The sequence below is a fragment of the Stenotrophomonas sp. NPDC047960 genome, assembly GCF_043204395.1.
Classification (GTDB): Bacteria; Pseudomonadota; Gammaproteobacteria; order Xanthomonadales; family Xanthomonadaceae; genus Stenotrophomonas.
Genome location: NZ_JBIDBX010000004.1, coordinates 237,326 through 254,333, shown reverse-complemented (window position 1 = coordinate 254,333; position 17,008 = coordinate 237,326). Strand labels below are relative to the sequence as shown.

The following is a 17,008-nucleotide window of genomic DNA, read 5'->3' as shown; positions in this document are numbered from 1 at the left end:
ATCGGGTCGGGCAATGGAGCTGGAAAGGAATCCTGGGCATGGCGCTGGTCGCCGGCCTGGCACTGGGAGTCGGGGGCTGCAAGCGGAACGACAGCGGCCAGCTGCCGACGCCGTCCGGCGCGCCGATTGCCGCCAAGGCCGAAGCCGTCAGCGAGTTCACCCTGGTGCGGGCTTTCCCCGACCAGAAGAGCGACGGCCTGTCGCTGGCACTGGAGTTCTCGCGGCCGCTGGTCGGCACCCAGGATTTCGACAAGCTGGTCCGCTTCGGCGAGAAGGTCGGCACCGAGGACAGCAGCTGGACCCTGTCCGACGACGGCAAGACCCTGCGCTACCCGTTCGTGGAAGCGGCCAAGGAATACACCCTGATCGTTTCGGCGGACCTGCTGGCCGCCGACGGCAGCCGGATCGGCAAGGAATTGCGCCAGAAGGTGTTCAGCGGTGAGCTCAAGCCGGTAGCTGGCTTCGCCTCGCAGGGCAGCGTGCTGCCCGCGCGCGAAAGCCGCGGCCTGCCGGTGGTGTCGGTCAACGTGAACGAAGTGGACGTGGAGTTCCTGCGCGTGCGCGACAAGGAACTCTCCCGCTTCTTCAGCCAGTACCAGCGCGGCGGCCGCCGTGGCAGCTGGGAGCTGGACAGCGAATACGGTGACAAGACCCCCATGTCGCAGCTGGCCGAGCCGGTCTACGTCAACCGCTTCGTGCTGGGCGGCAAGCAGAACGAGCGCGTGCTGACCTACCTGCCCACCCAGGACATCAAGGAGCTGCAGGAACCGGGCCTGTACTTCGCCGTGATGAAGCGCAGCGGCTCGTTCGACAGCGAGTTCGACACCGCCTTCTTCACCGTCAGCGACATTGGCCTGCACACCCGCGCCTACAAGGACACCCTGTTCGTGCACACCGCCTCGCTGCAGAGCGGGGCCGCGCTGAAGAAGATCGACCTGCGCATCATCGACGCCAAGGGCGAGGTGGTGCTCAAGGGCAGCACCGACGGCAATGGCAACGCGCTGCTCAATTACACGCTGGATGCGGGCCATGTGCTGATTGCCAGCAGTGGCGCCGATACCTCGATGCTGCCGTTCAACCAGCCGGCGCTGGACCTGAGCGAGTTCGCCGTGGCCGGTCGCGACAACGCCTGGTTCGACGTGTTCGCCTGGTCCGGCCGCGACCTGTACCGCCCCGGCGAGACCGTGCGCATTTCCGCGCTGCTGCGCGACAACGACGGCAAGCCGGTCAAGCCGCAGCCGGTGTTCCTGCGCCTGAAGCAGCCGGACGGCAAGACCTTCCGCGAAACCCGCCTGCAACCGGGCGAGCAGGGCTACCTCAGCTTCGAACAGACCATCCCGGTGGAAGCGCCGACCGGGCGCTGGCAGGTGGAGTTCCGCACCAACCCGGCCAGCAAGGAAGCCATCCAGGGCATGACCCTGCGCATCGAGGAGTTCCTGCCCGAGCGCATGAAGCTGGACCTGGACAGCCCGCAGAAGACCCTCAAGCCGGGCGAGCCGCTTAAACTGCAGGCCGATGCGGCCTATCTGTATGGCGCGCCGGCCGACGGCAACCGATTCACCGCGCGCCTGGCCGTGGCGGCCGAACAGTCACCGGTGGAATCGCTGCCGGGCTACTTCTTCGGCGACCCGACTCTGGAACTGCCGCGCGAAGCGCGCGATGTGATCGATACCGAGTTCCCCGCCGACGGCAAGCTGCGCCAGGACGTGGAGCTGCCGGCCGAGGTCAAGGCCAGCGCCCCGGTGGCGGTGGTGCTGTCCGGCAGCGTGTATGAAACCGGGGGCCGCACGGTCAGCCGCACCCTGAAGCGGGTGCTGTGGCCGGCCCCGGTGCTGGTTGGCGTACGCCCGCTGTTCAACCCCGAAGACGGCGCCGATGCCAACAGCAACGCGCGCTTTGAAGTCCTGCGCGTGGATGCGGCCGGCAAGCCGCAGCCGGGCAAGGGCCTGAAGGTCACCTTGGTGCGCGAGCTGCGCGATTACCACTGGACCTTCAACGACAACCGTTGGGATTATGACTTCAGCCGCCGCTTCGAGAACAAGGAAAGCCGTACGGTCGATGCCGGCAGCGCGGCGGTGGGCGTGGACTTCCCGGTGGAGTGGGGCGAGTACCGCCTGGATGTGTTCGACCCGGCTACCGGGCTGACCAGCCGCTACCCGTTCCACGCCGGCTGGAGTTGGAACGACGAAAACCGGGGCCTGGATGCACGCCCGGACAAGATCAAGCTGGGCCTGGACAAGACCGGCTACAAGGCCGGCGACAAGGTGCGCGTGACCGTCACCCCGCCGCACGCCGGCAAGGGCGTGCTGATGGTTGAAAGCGACAAGATGCTGTACGTGCAGGAGATCGATGCCAAGCCGGGCAGCACCTTCGACATCCCGGTCACCGCCGAGTGGGAGCGCCACGACGTCTACATCACCGCGCTGGTGTTCCGCGGTGGCAGTGCGCCCAGCAAGATCACCCCGGCCCGCGCGGTCGGCGTGGTGCACGTGCCGATGGACCGCAAGGCACGCCAGATCGCGGTGGGGCTGTCGGCGCCCAAGCAGATGCGGCCGGAGCAGACCCTGCCGGTGACGGTGAGCGCGCCGCAGCTGGCGGGCAAGCTGGCGCATGTCACGGTGTCGGCAGTGGACGTGGGCATCCTCAACATCACCCGCTTCCCGGTGCCGGATGCGGCCGGCCACTTCTTCGCCCAGCGTCGCCTCGGCGTGGATGCGTACGACATCTACAGCCGCGTGATCGAAAGCTTCGATGGCAGCAGCGGCAAACTGAAGTTCGGTGGCGACATGGCCTTGGCCGCGTTGCCGCAGGCCAAGCGCCCCACCGCGCGCGTGCAGACCGTGGACCTGTTCTCCGGCCCGGTGAAACTGGATGCCAAGGGCATTGCCCGGATCGCGCTGAAGGTGCCGGATTTCAACGGCACCCTGCGCGTCTCCGCGCTGGTCTACGCCGATGACCAGTACGGCAAGCGCGATGTGGAAACCGTGGTGCGCGCGCCGATCCTGGCCGAAGCCAGCATGCCGCGCGTGCTGGCGCCGGGCGACCGCAGCACGGTCACCCTGGATGTGCAGAACTTCACCGGCAAGCCGGGCGAGTTCAAGGTGCAGGTGGACGGGTTGGGTCCGCTGACCCTGGGCGAGCCCAGCCGGGCGCTCAAGCTCAACACCGACGCCAAGAGCACGCTCAGCTTCCCGCTGGTGGCGCGCGAGGGCTATACCGTGGCCAAGGTGCGGGTGCGGGTGGAAGGCAACGGCTTCAAGGTCGACCGCCGCTATGACCTTCCGGTGCGTGCGGCGTGGCCGCAGGTACTGCGCGCGCAGACCCGCACGCTGGACCCGTTGGCCGACGTGGAGATGGGGGTCGGCCTGGCCGACGGCCTGATGAGCGATTCGGTCACTGCGCGCATGCTGGTCAGCGCGCTGCCGCCGATTCCGTTCGCCAGTGCGCTTGATGGGGCCTTGAAGTATCCGTACGGCTGTGCCGAACAGACCACCAGCAAGGGCTACGCCGCGCTGATGCTCGATGAGGCCACTTCGGCCATGCTCGGTGCCGATGGCCTGGACGCCAGATCGCGCCGCGAACGCATGGAAGGCGCGTTCGGTCGCCTGGCGTCGATGCAGGTGGCCAACGGCAACTTCTCGATGTGGGGCGATGACGGCTATGTCAATCCGTGGCTGACCCCGTACATCGCCGAGTTTCTGCTCGATGCCAAGGACGCCGGGTTCGCCGTGCCCGATGGCGTGTTGCAGAAGGCGCTCAACCGCCTCAGCGAGGACCTGCTCTCTGGTGGCAACCAGTTCTACGGCGAAGACCGCCGCGAGAACCTGAAGTTCGCCAACCAGGCGTACTCGGGTTACGTGCTGGCGCGGGTCAACCGGGCCCCGCTGGGCACCCTGCGCGCGCTGTACGACAACGAACGCAGCAAGTCGCTCACTGGGCTGTCGCTGGTTCATCTGGGAATCGCGCTGTCACTGCAGGGCGATCACAAGCGCGGCGATGCGGCCATTGCGGCCGGCTTCGCCAAGCCCAGCAGCGAGCGTCCACAGTACTTCGGCGATTACGGCAGCGCGGTGCGTGACGATGCGTTGATGATCGCGCTGCTGCACGAGCGCAAGCTGTCCAAGCCGGCCTACGACGCCCGCGCGGTGGAGCTGGGGCGTGCGCTGGATGCCCGCCGCAACAACGGCTGGATGTGGCTGAGCACACAGGAACAGGTGGCCATTGCCCGCCTCGGCAAGGCGCTGGCGGCCAACCAGACCAAGCAGGTATCCGGTGAGCTGGTCATCGGCGGCGAGGTGGACGCGATCGCCGCGCGCCGCATGTTCGGCCGCAGCTTCGACTACGCTGCGCTGGCCAAGGGCGTGCGGTTCAGCCCGAAGGGCGAGCCGCCGATGTTCGCCAGCCTGGAAGTGGCTGGCATTCCGCGCACTGCGCCGGAACCGGACAGCCGTACCCTGGGTGTCGAACGCAGCTGGTTCACCACCGACGGCAAGCCGTGGACGCCGCGGGCGCTGAAGGAGGGCGAAGCGCTGATCGTGCGGGTCAGCGTCACCCCGAACGTGGACATGCCCGATGCGTTGCTGACCGATCTTCTGCCGGCCGGGCTGGAGATCGAGAACTTCAACCTCGGCGATGCCAAGCAGTGGGCCGACGTGGTGGTCGATGGCCTGCGTGTGGAAGACCGTGGTGAGGCGGCCACGCTGCGCCACGAAGAGTTCCGCGACGACCGCTACGTGGCCGCGCTCAAGCTGTCACGCGGCAGCACCGCCAAGGTGTTCTATCTGGTGCGTGCGGTGACCCCCGGCACCTATACCGTGCCGCCGCCGCTGGTCGAGGACATGTACCGCCCCGACCTGCGCGGGGTGGGGCGCAGCAACCCGACCACCCTGACGGTGGTCCAGCCGTGACCGATGGCGGGTCCCGGCCGATGCCGGGGCCCGCGATGCCGGCCGTACTGGAATGACAATCCTTCGCTCCCGACTGCAGTGGAACCGGTGGCGCCCCTGGCTGTGGCCTGCGCTGCGCTGGGGCACGGCGGCGCTGCTCGCGGTGCTGCTGGTGCTGGACCTGGCGTTCCCGCCGCCGCTGCCGCGGCAGCGCGACACCAGCACGCTGGTGGTCGCTGCCGATGGCACGCCCTTGCGTGCATTTGCCGACGCCGATGGCGTGTGGCGCTATCCGGCCTCTGCCAGCAGCGTGTCGCCGCTATACCTGCAGGTCCTGCTGAACTACGAGGACCGCTGGTTCTGGCGGCACCCCGGGGTCAATCCGTGGGCGTTGCTGCGTGCCGGCAAGCAGTGGGTGCTGGAACGGCGGATCGTTTCCGGCGGCTCCACCCTGACCATGCAGGTGGCGCGCATCCTCGACCCGCACTCGCGCACGCCGTGGGGCAAGGCCAAGCAGCTGCTGCGCGCGGTGCAGCTGGAACTGCACCTGGACAAGGCGCAGATCCTTGCGCTGTACCTGGAGCGCGCGCCGTACGGCGGCACCATCGAAGGCGTGGAAGCGGCCAGCTGGGCGTATCTGGGAAAACCGGCGGCGCAACTGTCGCATGCCGAAGCCGCGCTTCTGGCGGTACTGCCGCAGTCGCCCAGCCGGCTGCGCCCGGACCGCCACCCGGAGGCGGCACGGGCTGCGCGCGACAAGGTGCTCGAACGCATGGTCGCGTTGGGCGTATGGACCCGCGAGGAGGTGGACGACGCCCGCATCGAAGCGGTGGTGACCCGCGCGCTGCAGCCGCCGCTGCACGCGGCCCTGCTGGCGCAGCGGCTGCACGCCGCGCAGCCGCGTGCAGCACGCATCCAGAGCACGCTGGACAGCGGGCTGCAACGCACGCTCGAAGAACGCGTGGCGTCGTACTTTTCGCAGCTGCCCGAGCGCACCTCGGCCGCGCTGCTGGTGGTGGACAACCGCACGCTCGAGGCACGGGCCTACGTCGGTTCGGTGGCGTTCGGCGACAAGCAGCGGCTGGGGCACGTGGACATGGTGCAGGCCTGGCGTTCGCCGGGTTCCACGCTCAAGCCGTTCCTGTATGGCATGGCCATCGATGACGGCCTGATCCACTCTGAAAGCCTGATGGTGGATGCACCACAGAGCTTTGCCGGGTACCGCCCGGGCAACTTCGATGCGGCCTTCAATGGGCCGGTCAGTGCCGCTACGGCATTGCGTTTGTCGCTCAACGTGCCGGCGGTGGATCTGCTGGACCGGGTCGGCTCGGCGCGCTTTGCCGCCCGCCTGTCGCATGCCGGCATCACCCTGCGCTTTCCGCACGGCAGTACGCCCAACCTGTCGCTGATCCTGGGCGGCACCGGCGCGCGGCTGGAGGACCTGGTCGGCACGTTCGCCGCGTTCAACCGCAACGGCATTGCCGGCCGCGTGCGCTATACGCCCGACGATGCGGTGATCGAGCGGCGGCTGATGTCGCCGGGCGCTGCATGGATCACCCGCGAAGTGCTCGAATCCAACCCTCGGCCGGGGTACGGCGCGGGCACCTTCGATGTGACCGGGCGCCCGCGGGTGGCCTGGAAAACCGGCACCAGCTACGGCTACCGCGATGCCTGGGCGATCGGCACCACCCGCCATTACACGGTAGGCGTGTGGGTGGGGCGACCGGACGGCACGCCGCTGCCCGGCCAGTATGGCGCGGTCACCGCATTGCCGCTGATGTTCGAAGTAGTCGACAGCCTGCCGCGTCAGCGTGGCGATGCGGCCGCTGCACCGCTGCCAGCCAACGTTACCCAGGCGGAGGTGTGCTGGCCGACCGGCGAACGCGCGGAAAACACCCCGCCCGCGCTCTGCCAGCGACGCCTGCATGCCTACGTGCTCGATGACGTGGTGCCGCCGACGTTCGCCGAGCGCGATGCCCGGCTGTGGCAGGCCGGCCGGCAGACATTCGACGTGGATGCCCGCACCGGTCTGCGGCTGTCACCGGAATGCGCATTGCCGCACGAGGCGCAGCAGCGTGAAATCGCACGCTGGCCGGCACTGGTTTCGCCGTGGCTGCCACTGGCGCAACGCCAGGCCGCGCAGTTGCCGGCGTTGTCGCCGGACTGCCGCGATGATGGCCGCAGCAGTGCGGGCAGCCTGCATATCGAAGGCCTGAACGACCGCGCCACGCTGGCGCGCGCGCCCAATGCCGAACACGGCGTGCGGCTTCAGCTGCGTGCACTGGGCAGCGAGCAGTCGGTGGACTGGTTGCTGGATGACCGCTGGATCGCACGCAGCGAAGGCGCGCGCAGCTTCCAGCGCGATTTCGACGAAGCCGGCGAACACACCCTCACCGCGCTCGCCGCCGATGGTGCCTGGACCCAGGTGCGGTTCCGGATCCTGCACTAGTGGGCCGCCCGGCGATCGGCGCGAGGCCTACTCGCCGATCCACCCTTCCAGCAGATCAGCGAACTCGTCGGCGTGCTCTTCTTCCTGGGCGAGGATTTCTTCCAGGATCCGCTTGGTGGTGGTGTCCTTGTCGCCCACGAAGTTGATCATTTCCCGATAGCTGTCGATGGCGATGCGCTCGGCGATCAGGTTCTCGCGCACCATGTCGCGAAGATCCTTGCCTTCCTTGTACTCGGCATGCGAACGCTGGGTCAGCGTGGCCGGGTTGAGGTCCGGTTCGCCGCCCAGCTGCACGATGCGTTCGGCCAGCTTGCCCGCATGCGCCTGTTCCTGCTGCGCGTGCTCGAGGAACTCGCCCTTGACCGCGTCGGCCAGCATTCCCTTGGCCATGAAGTAGTGGCGGTAGTAGCGCAGCACGCACACATACTCGGTGGCAAGTGCATCGTTGAGCAGCTTGATCACGGCTTCGCGGTCGGCCGTGTAGCTGTCGGTGATGGCGCCGTCTTCGATGTCTTTGCGGGCCTTGGCGCGCAACGTAGCGGTATCGCTGATGCCCGGCGGCCGACCGCGGCTTTCGTTGGAGGAGGGAGTGTTCGACTGCTGCTTGGCTGGCTTTGACATGGCTGGCCGGGTTCCTTTTGTTGCGTGAAAGGGATCAGCTGGGCAGGTGCGCCAGCACGTACTGCGCCGAAGAGACGTCGAACCTGCCGGGCTCTTCGATGAAGGTGTCGCGCACCACGCCGTCTTCGACATACAGCGCGAAGCGGCGGGACCGCATGCCCATGCCGGAACTGCTGGCATCCAGTTCCAGGCCGAGCGCACGGGTGAATTCGCCGTTGCCATCGGACAGCAGCTGCAGGCCGTCGGGCACCTGCTGGCTTTCGCCCCAGGCCTTCATCACGAACGGGTCGTTGACCGCCATGCAGAACACGTCAATGCCACGGTGGCGGAAATCGGCAAAATGCGCCACGAAGCCGGGCAGGTGCTGGGCCGAGCAGGTTGGGGTGAAGGCACCCGGCACGGCGAACAGAACCGCCTTTCGACCCTCGAACAGGGCATGCGTGTCCAAGGTCTCCATGCCCTCGCGGATGCGCTTGAGGGTGACTTCGGGAATGCGGTCGCCAACGTGGATGGTCATGGGAGCTCCGGGTTCAAGGGCAGGGTAGTGAGGGCGATGGAAGGGCGGCGTCAAAATGTTGAAACCGGCCTGTTCATTCCCATATCGGGAGCCGGCGCGGCCCGTCGGCGATGGGTCGGGACCGGCCGTCGGTCGAATTAATGCCACCGTAGCCAATGAGCCAGACTGCTGCATTGCGCAGGATCATCCGCCCGATCACGGCGACCGGGCTGGCAGCCGCTAGAATTGCGCGACGGCGCCCGCTGGCCCCGGCGGCCGAACTTATTCGAGGTGTATGGATGGAATTCAAGGATTACTACGCCACGCTGGGTGTGGAACCCAGCGCGGGCGATGCCGAAATCAAGACCGCCTACCGCCGGCTGGCGCGCAAGTACCACCCGGACGTGAGCAAGGAAACCGGCGCGGAAGAGAAGTTCAAGGCGGTCAACGAGGCCTACGAGGCGCTGCGTGATCCGCAGAAGCGCGCGGCCTACGACCAGCTCAAGGCCCAGGGCTACCGCCCGGGCGAGGAGTTCCATGCCCCGCCGAACTATGGCGGCGCGCAGGGCTTCGATTTCGAGGAAGTGTTCGGCGGCGGCGCCGGTGGTGGTGGTTTCAGCGACTTCTTCGAGAGCCTGTTCGCCCGCCAGCGCGGCGGCGGTGCAGGCCGGGCCAGCGGCTTTGGCGGCACCGGGGCTGGCCCGCAGCCGGTCCGCGACACCCGCGCCAAGCTGTCGGTGCCGCTGGAGGCGGCCTATGGCGGCGACAGCCTGCGCATCACCGTCAACGGCAAGCAGCTGGATGTGCGCGTGCCCAAGGGCATCCGTCCGGGCCAGGTGATCCGGCTGGGCGGGCAGGGCACCAACGGCGGCAACCTGCTGCTGGAAGTGGAATATGCCGCGCACCCGCAGTTCGAGGTCGACGGCCGCAATATCCTGTACACGCTGGATGTCACCCCGTGGCAGGCCGCACTGGGGACCTCGATCAGCGTGCCTACCCTGGGTGGGGCGGTTGAACTGAAGGTGCCGGCCGGTTCGGATGCCGGGCGCAAGCTGCGCCTGCGTGGCCGCGGCCTGCCGGGCAACCCTGATGGCGATCAGATCGTGGAAATCGAGATCATCGCGCCGGCGCCGACCGATGAGGCGCAGAAGAAGGCCTACAGGGCGCTGGCCAAGGCGTTCGGCGAAAAAATCTGATGGGCACGGGTACCGACCACCGGTCGGTACCTACCCCCGGGGACATCGCGGCAGGTATCGACCGTTGGTCGATACGGCACCGCCCGCGATCACACCGCCGGCGATTCCTTGTTGCTGAAGACCCGCTCCAGCACTTCGGAGAGCTCGTCTTCGGAGAACGGCTTGGTGATGTAGGCCTTGGCCCCCTGGCGCATGCCCCACATGCGGTCGGTGTCCTGGTCCTTGGTGGTCACCAGGATCACGGGGATGTGCCTGGTGGTGGCTTCGCGCGCGAGCGTGCGGGTGGCCTGGAACCCGTTGAGGTTGGGCATCACCACATCCATCAGCACCAGGTCAGGAAGCTCGGCCTTGGCCACCTCGACCCCGGCGGCGCCGTCTTCGGCGGTCAACGTCTCGTGCCCCAGCTTCTCGACGATGCGCTTGATTGCCAGTTGCTGCGACTGCGAATCGTCGACGATCAGAATGCGTGCCATGTTGTTCCCCGTGTGATGCCCGCAGTGTAGAGCGGCGCCCGTGTCATCGTGAAGCATCCGCCGCGCCGTCCGTCGCCCAGCTGCAACGCTCAGTCGATCCGCACCACGGTGCGGCCCAGCGCGCCGCCGGCCAGCATCCGCTTGAACGCGGTCGGCAATGCATCCAGACCGATCTCGCCGGTACAGATCGCGTCCAGGTGACGCGGCTTCCACTCACCGCCCAGCTTCTTCCAGACCTGCTCGCGCAGCACCCGGGGTGCCGAAGACGACGACACGCCCAGCAGCGACACGCCCCGGATGATGAACGGCATCACCGTCATGTCCAGCACCGGGCTGGCGGCCAGGCCTGCGCTCACCACGCTGCCGTAGGGCGCGGTCTGGGCCAGCAGGCTGGCCAGCATCGGCCCGCCGGCATTGTCGAGGCCGCCACCGAAGCGGGCCGACGCCATCGGCTTGGTCGTGGCCAGGCTGTCGCGCGCCAATACCTCGTGGGCGCCGAGCCCGCGCAGGTAGTCGGCCTGGTCGGCCTTGCCGCTGATCGCGTGGACCTCGAACCCGGCGCGGCTGAAGATGTCCACGGCCAGCGATCCGACCCCGCCGGTGGCACCGGTCACGGCCAGTGGACCGTGGTCCGGGGTGAGACGGTTGTCGAGCATGCGCAGCAGGGCCAGCGCGGCGGTGAAACCTGCAGTGCCCACGATCATCGCCTCGCGCGCGCCGAGCCCGGGCGGGCGCGCGATCACCGCACTGGATTGCAGCCTTACGTACTGGCTGTACCCGCCATCGCGGGTTTCGCTGAGGCCGCAGCCGGTGGCCAGCACCGCATCGCCCTCGCGCCAGGCCGGGTCGGTGGAGGCGACCACCGTGCCGGCCACGTCGATCCCGCCCACCAGCGGGAAGCGGCGCAGGATGCGCCCCTCGCCGGTGCCGGCCAAGGCATCCTTGTAGTTCACCGACGACCATTCCGCGCGGACCACCACCTCGCCCGGGTTGAGCTGGCCCAGGCCGATCGGCTCCAGGCCGCTGTGATGGCCCTGCTCGTCGTGGTGGATGCGGAAGGCGGTGAACCGGTCGGGGATCGCCATGGGGGTGGCCTGCAGGATGGGGGGTTCCACCTTACCGTGATGAATCGCGACCTGCGCCGGGTGACCCCTTCCAATCCTGTCGGTCAGCCCCATCTAGTAGAATCGGGCGGGATTCAACGGTTGACGGTGCGGGACTGGCCCGCAGGCAACCTTTACTGATGGAGCGTGCATGGCCTGGAATACACCCGGCGGCAACAAGGGCGGACAGGGTTCCGACGAGAATCGACGAGGGCCGTTTGGTCCGCGCGGTGGCGGCGGTGGTGGCGGTTGGGGCGGGTTGCCCGGACCGCTCAAGGACCTGTTCGATGGCGGCATCCTGCGTTGGGTGGCGGTGGCGGTGGTCCTGCTGCTGCTGTTCTCCAGCTTCCAGCTGATCGGCGAACAGCAGCGCGGCGTGGTGCTGCGCTTTGGCCAGTTCTCGCGCATCCTGCAGCCCGGCCCGAACTTCAAGCTGCCCTGGCCGATCGAGTCGGTGACCAAGGTCAACGCGACCCAGATCAAGACCTTCAGCAGCGAAGTGCCGGTGCTGACCCGCGACGAGAACATCGTGCGCGTGTCGCTCAACGTGCAGTACCGCATCGACGACCCCCGCCTGTACCTGTTCGGCACGATCGCGGCCGACCAGGTGCTGGAGCAGGCCGCACAGAGCGCCGTTCGCGAACAGGTCGGCCGTGCCGACCTCAACGCCGTGCTCAACAACCGCGGTCCGCTGGCCGTGGTGGCGCAGGAGCGCCTGCAGGCCGCACTCAAGGCGTACCGCACCGGCCTGGTCGTGACCGGCCTGACCCTGCCCGATGCCCGTCCGCCGGAAGAGGTCAAGCCGGCCTTCGACGAGGTCAACGGTGCCCAGCAGGTCAAGGAACGCCTGATCAACGAAGCCCAGGCCTACGCGGCCAAGGTCGTGCCCGAAGCCCGTGGCCAGGCCTCGCGCGCCCGGACCACGGCCGAAGGCTTCAAGCAGGCCGTGGTTGCCCGCGCGCAGGGTGATGCCGAGCGCTTCAGCCTGCTGCAGGCCCAGTACAAGGACGCCCCGGAAGTCACCCGCAAGCGTCTGTGGCTGGAAACCGTCGAGAAGGTGCTGGCCGAAAACCGCAAGGTCATCGGCGGCGATGGCCGCCAGCTGATCTACGTGCCCATGCCCGACAACCGTGCCGGCACTGCCGCTGGCAACAGTGCGACCCCGCTGGTGACCCCGGAAGTGATGATGCCGTCGCTGCCGGCCAGCACCCCGGTCGACGGCGTGCGCAACGCCGAGCGCCCGACCACGCGCCCGACCACTCGACCGACCGGTAGCGAAGGAGCCATCCGATGAAGAGTCCGCTTTGGATTGGGCTGGCCGTTGCCGTCCTGCTGGGCCTGCTGGGCTCGGTGTTCGTGGTCCGTGAGGACCAGACCGCCATGGTGCTGAACCTGGGCAAGGTGGTCCGTTCCGACATCAAGCCCGGCCTGCACTTCAAGCTGCCGCTGGTGGAAACGGTGCGGGTGTTCGACCGGCGCTTCCAGGTGCTGGCCACCGCCCCGGCCCGTTACTTCACCGCCGAGCAGAAGGACGTCAGCGTCGACTTCTTCGCCATTGGCTACATCTCCGACGTGCGGGCGTACTTCCGTGCCACCGGCGGCGACGCCAGCGTGGCCTCGGCGCGCCTGGCACCGATCATCACCGACTCGCTGCGCAACCAGATCAACTCGCGTTCGTTGCAGCAGCTGGTGTCCGGCGACCGCAGTGAACTGATTGCCGGCCAGCTGACCGGCATCAACGAGGCGGTCAAAGGGTTGGGGATGCAGATCATCGACCTGCGCATCAAGCAGATCGACCTGCCGACCGACAGCCAGGTGATCAACGACGTCTACGAGCGCATGCGCGCCCAGCGCAAGCAGGAAGCGGCCAAGCTGCGTGCCGAGGGTGAAGAGCAGTCGCTCACCATCCGTGCCCAGGCCGACCGCGAAAGCACGGTGATCGTGGCCGAAGCCGAGCGCGACGCCCAGCGCCTGCGTGGTGCCGGCGACGCCGAAGCGGCCCGGATCTACGGCCAGGCCGGCTCGGCCGACCCGTCGTTCTTCTCGTTCTACCGCAGCCTGGAGGCCTACCGGAACTCCATGACCGACGGCAACGGGGTGATCGTGCTGGACAAGAACGACCCGTTCCTGCAGTACCTGAAGAACGACCGCTGACCGCCGGTTGAATCCGCCCCCCTGCAGGGTGGCGGTCGACCCCGGAAACCCGGATAATGCACAAAAGCCGGACGGGCCTCCCCGTTCGGCTTTTTCCGTGTCTGGGCCTGCCTTCGCCGACCGCTCCCCGATTGGAGCCGTCACCTCCGCGCTGGCCGGCCCTGCTACGGTTTACCCGTCCGCGGCCCCGATGGCCGCAACAATTCGAGGAGCCCGTCATGGGTCAGTCTGTCGTAGTGCTTGGTGCCCAGTGGGGCGATGAAGGCAAGGGCAAGATCGTCGATCTGCTCACCGAGGAAATCGGTGCCGTAGTGCGTTTCCAGGGGGGCCACAATGCCGGCCATACGCTTGTCATCAATGGCAAGAAGACCGTGCTGCACCTGATTCCGTCGGGCATCCTGCGTGAAGACGCGCTGTGCCTGATCGGCAACGGCGTGGTGATCTCGCCGGCCGCCCTGCAGAAGGAAATCGCCGAGCTGGAAACCTCTGGCGTGGAAGTGCGTTCGCGCCTGAAGATCTCCCCGGCCGCGCCGCGGATCATGCCGTACCACATCGCCCTGGACCAGGCGCGCGAACGCGCCGCCGGCGGCAAGGCGATCGGCACCACCGGCCGTGGCATCGGCCCGGCCTATGAAGACAAGGTGGCGCGCCGCGGCATCCGCATCGCCGACCTGCATTACCCGGCCCAGCTCGAAGAGCTCCTGCGCACCGCGCTGGATTACCACAACTTCGTGCTGACCAATTACCTCAAGACCGATGCGGTCGACTTCCAGAAGACCTACGACGAAGCCCTGGCCTTCGGCGAATACGTCCAGCCGATGAAGTCCGACGTGGCCGGCATCCTGCACGATCTGCGCAAGCAGGGTAAGCGCGTGCTGTTTGAAGGCGCGCAGGGCGCGCTGCTGGACATCGACCACGGCACTTACCCGTACGTCACCAGCTCCAACACCACCGTGGGCGGTGCGCTGGCCGGTGCCGGCGTCGGCGCCGACGCGATCGACTACGTGCTGGGCATCGCCAAGGCGTATGCCACGCGCGTGGGCGGCGGTCCGTTCCCGACCGAGCTGGACGACGAGATCGGCCAGGGCATCCGCGACCGCGGTGCCGAGTACGGCGCTTCCACCGGCCGTCCGCGTCGTTGCGGCTGGATGGACATCGTCGCGCTCAAGCGCGCCGTGGCCATCAACGGCATCAGCGGCCTGTGCATCACCAAGCTGGACGTGCTGGACGGCATGGAGAAGCTGAAGGTCTGCATTGCCTACGAATACCGTGGCAAGCGCACCGAATACGCACCGCTGGACGCGCAGGGCTGGGAAGAGTGCACCCCCGTGTACCTGGAATTCCCGGGCTGGAACGAGAACACCCACGGCATCACCGAATGGGACAAGCTGCCGGTGGCCGCCCGTGCCTACCTGCGCGCCCTGGAAGAGCTGGCCGGCTGCCCGATCAGCATCGTCTCCACCGGCCCGGACCGTGACCACACCATGGTCCTGCAGGACCCCTTCGCCTGATCCAGGCGCCGGGCCACCCCCGGCACCCCCCGGCGTAGTGCCAGGCCCTGCCTGGCAACCAGAAGCCCCGCGAAAGCGGGGCTTCTGCGTTTTCGAAGTGCTTCGAAAATGCCCAATTTGGGTAGAGGTCTACCCAATATGGGCATCCCGTCCACATTTCGAAGCTACTGTTTAGTTTTCGATGATTCGCTCGGTGTTTGCCCTAAATTCGAAGCTACTGCTTAGAATTCGTTGCAAATAACCGTATCGCGCTGCATCATGTAAACAACTGCTTAGATTCGGTGGCAACGGCCGTGATCGACATCAAGGTGAAAACCCCCGGGGACATTGGCGAGATCATTCGCCGCGTCCGCCGCAACCAAGGTATCCGCCAGGACGACTTGGCTGCCTACATTGACTCCAGCCACGTTTTCATGCGCGATGCCGAACATGGAAAGCCTTCGGTGCAACTGGGAAGAGTGCTGCGTGCGCTGGACGAACTGGGCATCAAAGTGACCCTGCAGGTGCCCGACGCCTTCATGCAGCCTAAATCCAAGCGATTGGACAAATGAACATCCCCGCCCCACGCCTATTGTGTGTCTGGCTGGATACCGAGCTTGTTGGTCGCCTTTCCGAACAGGGAAACCTGTGGCGATTCGACTACGACCCCGCATGGCAGGGCGGTGATTTGTCGCCTGCGATCCCGCGAGCTCAAGGCTCGATCATCGACGGCGCTTCGCTGCGCCCGATCCAGTGGTTCTTCAGCAACCTCTTGCCGGAGGAGGGCGCAAAGGTCCTTCTGGCTCGCGATGCACGCGTGGATGCTGCCGATAATTTTGGTCTGCTCCACTACTACGGCCGCGAGTCGGCAGGTGCGCTCACGCTGCTGCCAGACGGCGAGGGCATCGCACCGGCCGGCCTTGAGCCCTTGTCAGATGAGGCGCTCTCGCAGCGCATTCGCCGCCTTCCCCAGGTGCCCCTGAGCCACGATGCGCCCAAACGGATGTCCTTGGCTGGCGCCCAGCACAAGCTCGCCGTGACCCTGCGTGATGACCGGCTGTATGAGCCTGTCGGCTCGGAACCTTCCACCCACATCTTGAAGCCCGATCATCCGCAACTCGACCACTACTGGCAGACCACCATCAACGAGTGGTTCGTGATGCGGTTGGCGTCGGCCGTTGGAATGGATACTGCGGAAGCATCCATCAAGCGAGTTCCCGAGCCGGTTTACCTGGTACGTCGCTTTGACCGTACCTTCCGTACGCCCCCAGGCAGATTGCAGGTGCTCGATGGGTGCCAGATGCTCTCGTTGGACGCCCTCTACAAATACAGCGAGGCGACCTCGGAAGCTTTCAATGCCCTGATCGATCTCTGTGTATCCAGGGCCGATACGCGCGCCAGGCTGTACCGGTGGTGGCTGTTCAACCTGGTCACCGGCAATTCCGATGCCCATCTGAAGAACCTCAGTTTCTTCGCCAGTTCAGACGGCTGGGTACTGGCGCCGCACTACGACTTGATCTGTACCAGCATCTACGCAGCTGGCAATGCCTGGGGCGATGATGTCCCGGTCACTCCACCGGGAGGCCTGCCTTACAACAGGCAGGACCGAGGTAGTGCCATCGCGTTTGGCTCAACCGTCGGCATCAACGCCCGTGCAGCAGAACGTGAGCTGGACTTCCTTCTCGAACGCATTAAAGCGCATGTCGGCAGACTCTACGACGAGTATGAAGCCGGCGCCGCTCACGGCGTTGATCCCGGAGAAGCTCGACTGCTCAGGGGGATCATCCATGGCCCAGTAAAAGAGATGCTCGCGCAGCTGCAGTAGGACATGCAGGGTTGAGCTCAACTTCCCATCATGGTTCCATCAATACCCACCGCCAAAGGCGTTGAACAACATAGGCAAGAAGGCCACATGGCTGGCAGGAATTTCGGGCTCACCAACATCTATCTGAAGTTGGGGCTGGGCATGATGCTGTTGGGGGCTGCGATCTTCGCGATTGGGGTAGTGCTGGGCCCGCGTATGGACCAGTTCCCATGGCTGGCAAATCTCGCCTTGGTGCTGATCCCCGGCGGCGTGGTGGTCTATGTGATCGGCCGCATCGCCAAGGCCGTTGCCGGATTGCGCTCAAGTCCCTGACCG

13 protein-coding genes are annotated in these 17,008 nt (G+C 66.7%); 9 read left to right on the top strand and 4 right to left on the bottom strand.

Features of this window, described 5'->3' with window-relative positions; translation table 11 throughout:
- The first annotated feature begins 38 nt into the window (after nucleotides 1-38).
- Together ACGFZ3_RS11105 and pbpC are read left to right on the top strand one after the other, a co-directional pair.
- Entirely contained in the window at nucleotides 39-4,907 is a 4,869-nt protein-coding gene (locus ACGFZ3_RS11105) for an alpha-2-macroglobulin (protein WP_392920975.1), read from the top strand.
- Nucleotides 4,908-4,959: 52 nt separating this feature from the next.
- Nucleotides 4,960-7,335, top strand: a complete 2,376-nt coding sequence (gene pbpC / locus ACGFZ3_RS11100; RefSeq protein WP_392920591.1) for a penicillin-binding protein 1C — start codon at nucleotides 4,960-4,962, stop codon at nucleotides 7,333-7,335.
- Between the two features lie 27 nt (nucleotides 7,336-7,362).
- Here the strand turns inward: pbpC and ACGFZ3_RS11095 are convergent, their stop codons facing one another.
- Together ACGFZ3_RS11095 and ACGFZ3_RS11090 are read right to left on the bottom strand one after the other, a co-directional pair.
- Nucleotides 7,363-7,956, bottom strand: coding sequence for a bacterioferritin (locus ACGFZ3_RS11095; protein WP_392920588.1), 594 nt, complete (start codon nucleotides 7,954-7,956; stop codon nucleotides 7,363-7,365).
- Nucleotides 7,957-7,990: 34 nt separating this feature from the next.
- On the bottom strand, nucleotides 7,991-8,473 hold the full coding sequence (locus ACGFZ3_RS11090) for a peroxiredoxin (RefSeq protein ID WP_392920585.1): 483 nt from the start codon (nucleotides 8,471-8,473) through the stop codon (nucleotides 7,991-7,993).
- A gap of 278 nt (nucleotides 8,474-8,751) precedes the next feature.
- Between ACGFZ3_RS11090 and ACGFZ3_RS11085 the strand changes: the two genes are divergently transcribed.
- A complete protein-coding gene (locus ACGFZ3_RS11085; protein WP_392920582.1) occupies nucleotides 8,752-9,648 on the top strand; it encodes a DnaJ C-terminal domain-containing protein in 897 nt (298 codons plus the stop codon).
- 89 nt (nucleotides 9,649-9,737) lie between these two features.
- Here the strand turns inward: ACGFZ3_RS11085 and pilH are convergent, their stop codons facing one another.
- Together pilH and ACGFZ3_RS11075 are read right to left on the bottom strand one after the other, a co-directional pair.
- Nucleotides 9,738-10,121, bottom strand: coding sequence for a twitching motility response regulator PilH (gene pilH, locus ACGFZ3_RS11080; RefSeq protein ID WP_392920579.1), 384 nt, complete (start codon nucleotides 10,119-10,121; stop codon nucleotides 9,738-9,740).
- Between the two features lie 89 nt (nucleotides 10,122-10,210).
- On the bottom strand, nucleotides 10,211-11,206 hold the full coding sequence (locus tag ACGFZ3_RS11075) for a YhdH/YhfP family quinone oxidoreductase (protein ID WP_392920576.1): 996 nt from the start codon (nucleotides 11,204-11,206) through the stop codon (nucleotides 10,211-10,213).
- Nucleotides 11,207-11,375: 169 nt separating this feature from the next.
- Here ACGFZ3_RS11075 and hflK point away from each other — a divergent pair, with 169 nt between their 5' ends.
- The 6 genes from hflK to ACGFZ3_RS11045 all read left to right on the top strand — a co-directional run bounded on the left by hflK (nucleotide 11,376) and on the right by ACGFZ3_RS11045 (nucleotide 17,005).
- Nucleotides 11,376-12,518, top strand: a complete 1,143-nt coding sequence (gene hflK, locus ACGFZ3_RS11070; RefSeq protein WP_392920573.1) for an FtsH protease activity modulator HflK — start codon at nucleotides 11,376-11,378, stop codon at nucleotides 12,516-12,518.
- On the top strand, nucleotides 12,515-13,378 hold the full coding sequence (gene hflC / locus ACGFZ3_RS11065; protein WP_392920570.1) for a protease modulator HflC: 864 nt from the start codon (nucleotides 12,515-12,517) through the stop codon (nucleotides 13,376-13,378). The genes hflK and hflC overlap by 4 nt, the downstream gene beginning before the upstream one ends.
- Nucleotides 13,379-13,596: 218 nt before the next feature.
- Nucleotides 13,597-14,889 carry an adenylosuccinate synthase gene (locus ACGFZ3_RS11060; protein ID WP_392920567.1) on the top strand — a complete coding sequence of 431 codons (1,293 nt, stop codon included), beginning with the start codon at nucleotides 13,597-13,599 and terminating at the stop codon, nucleotides 14,887-14,889.
- A 293-nt stretch (nucleotides 14,890-15,182) separates the two neighbouring features.
- A complete protein-coding gene (locus ACGFZ3_RS11055; RefSeq protein ID WP_392920564.1) occupies nucleotides 15,183-15,440 on the top strand; it encodes a transcriptional regulator in 258 nt (85 codons plus the stop codon).
- Nucleotides 15,437-16,693: a HipA domain-containing protein gene (locus ACGFZ3_RS11050; RefSeq protein ID WP_392920561.1), complete on the top strand. Its 1,257-nt coding sequence runs from the start codon at nucleotides 15,437-15,439 to the stop codon at nucleotides 16,691-16,693. The genes ACGFZ3_RS11055 and ACGFZ3_RS11050 overlap by 4 nt, the downstream gene beginning before the upstream one ends.
- An 87-nt stretch (nucleotides 16,694-16,780) precedes the next feature.
- A complete protein-coding gene (locus tag ACGFZ3_RS11045; protein ID WP_392920558.1) occupies nucleotides 16,781-17,005 on the top strand; it encodes a hypothetical protein in 225 nt (74 codons plus the stop codon).
- The last annotated feature ends 3 nt before the right edge of the window (nucleotides 17,006-17,008 follow it).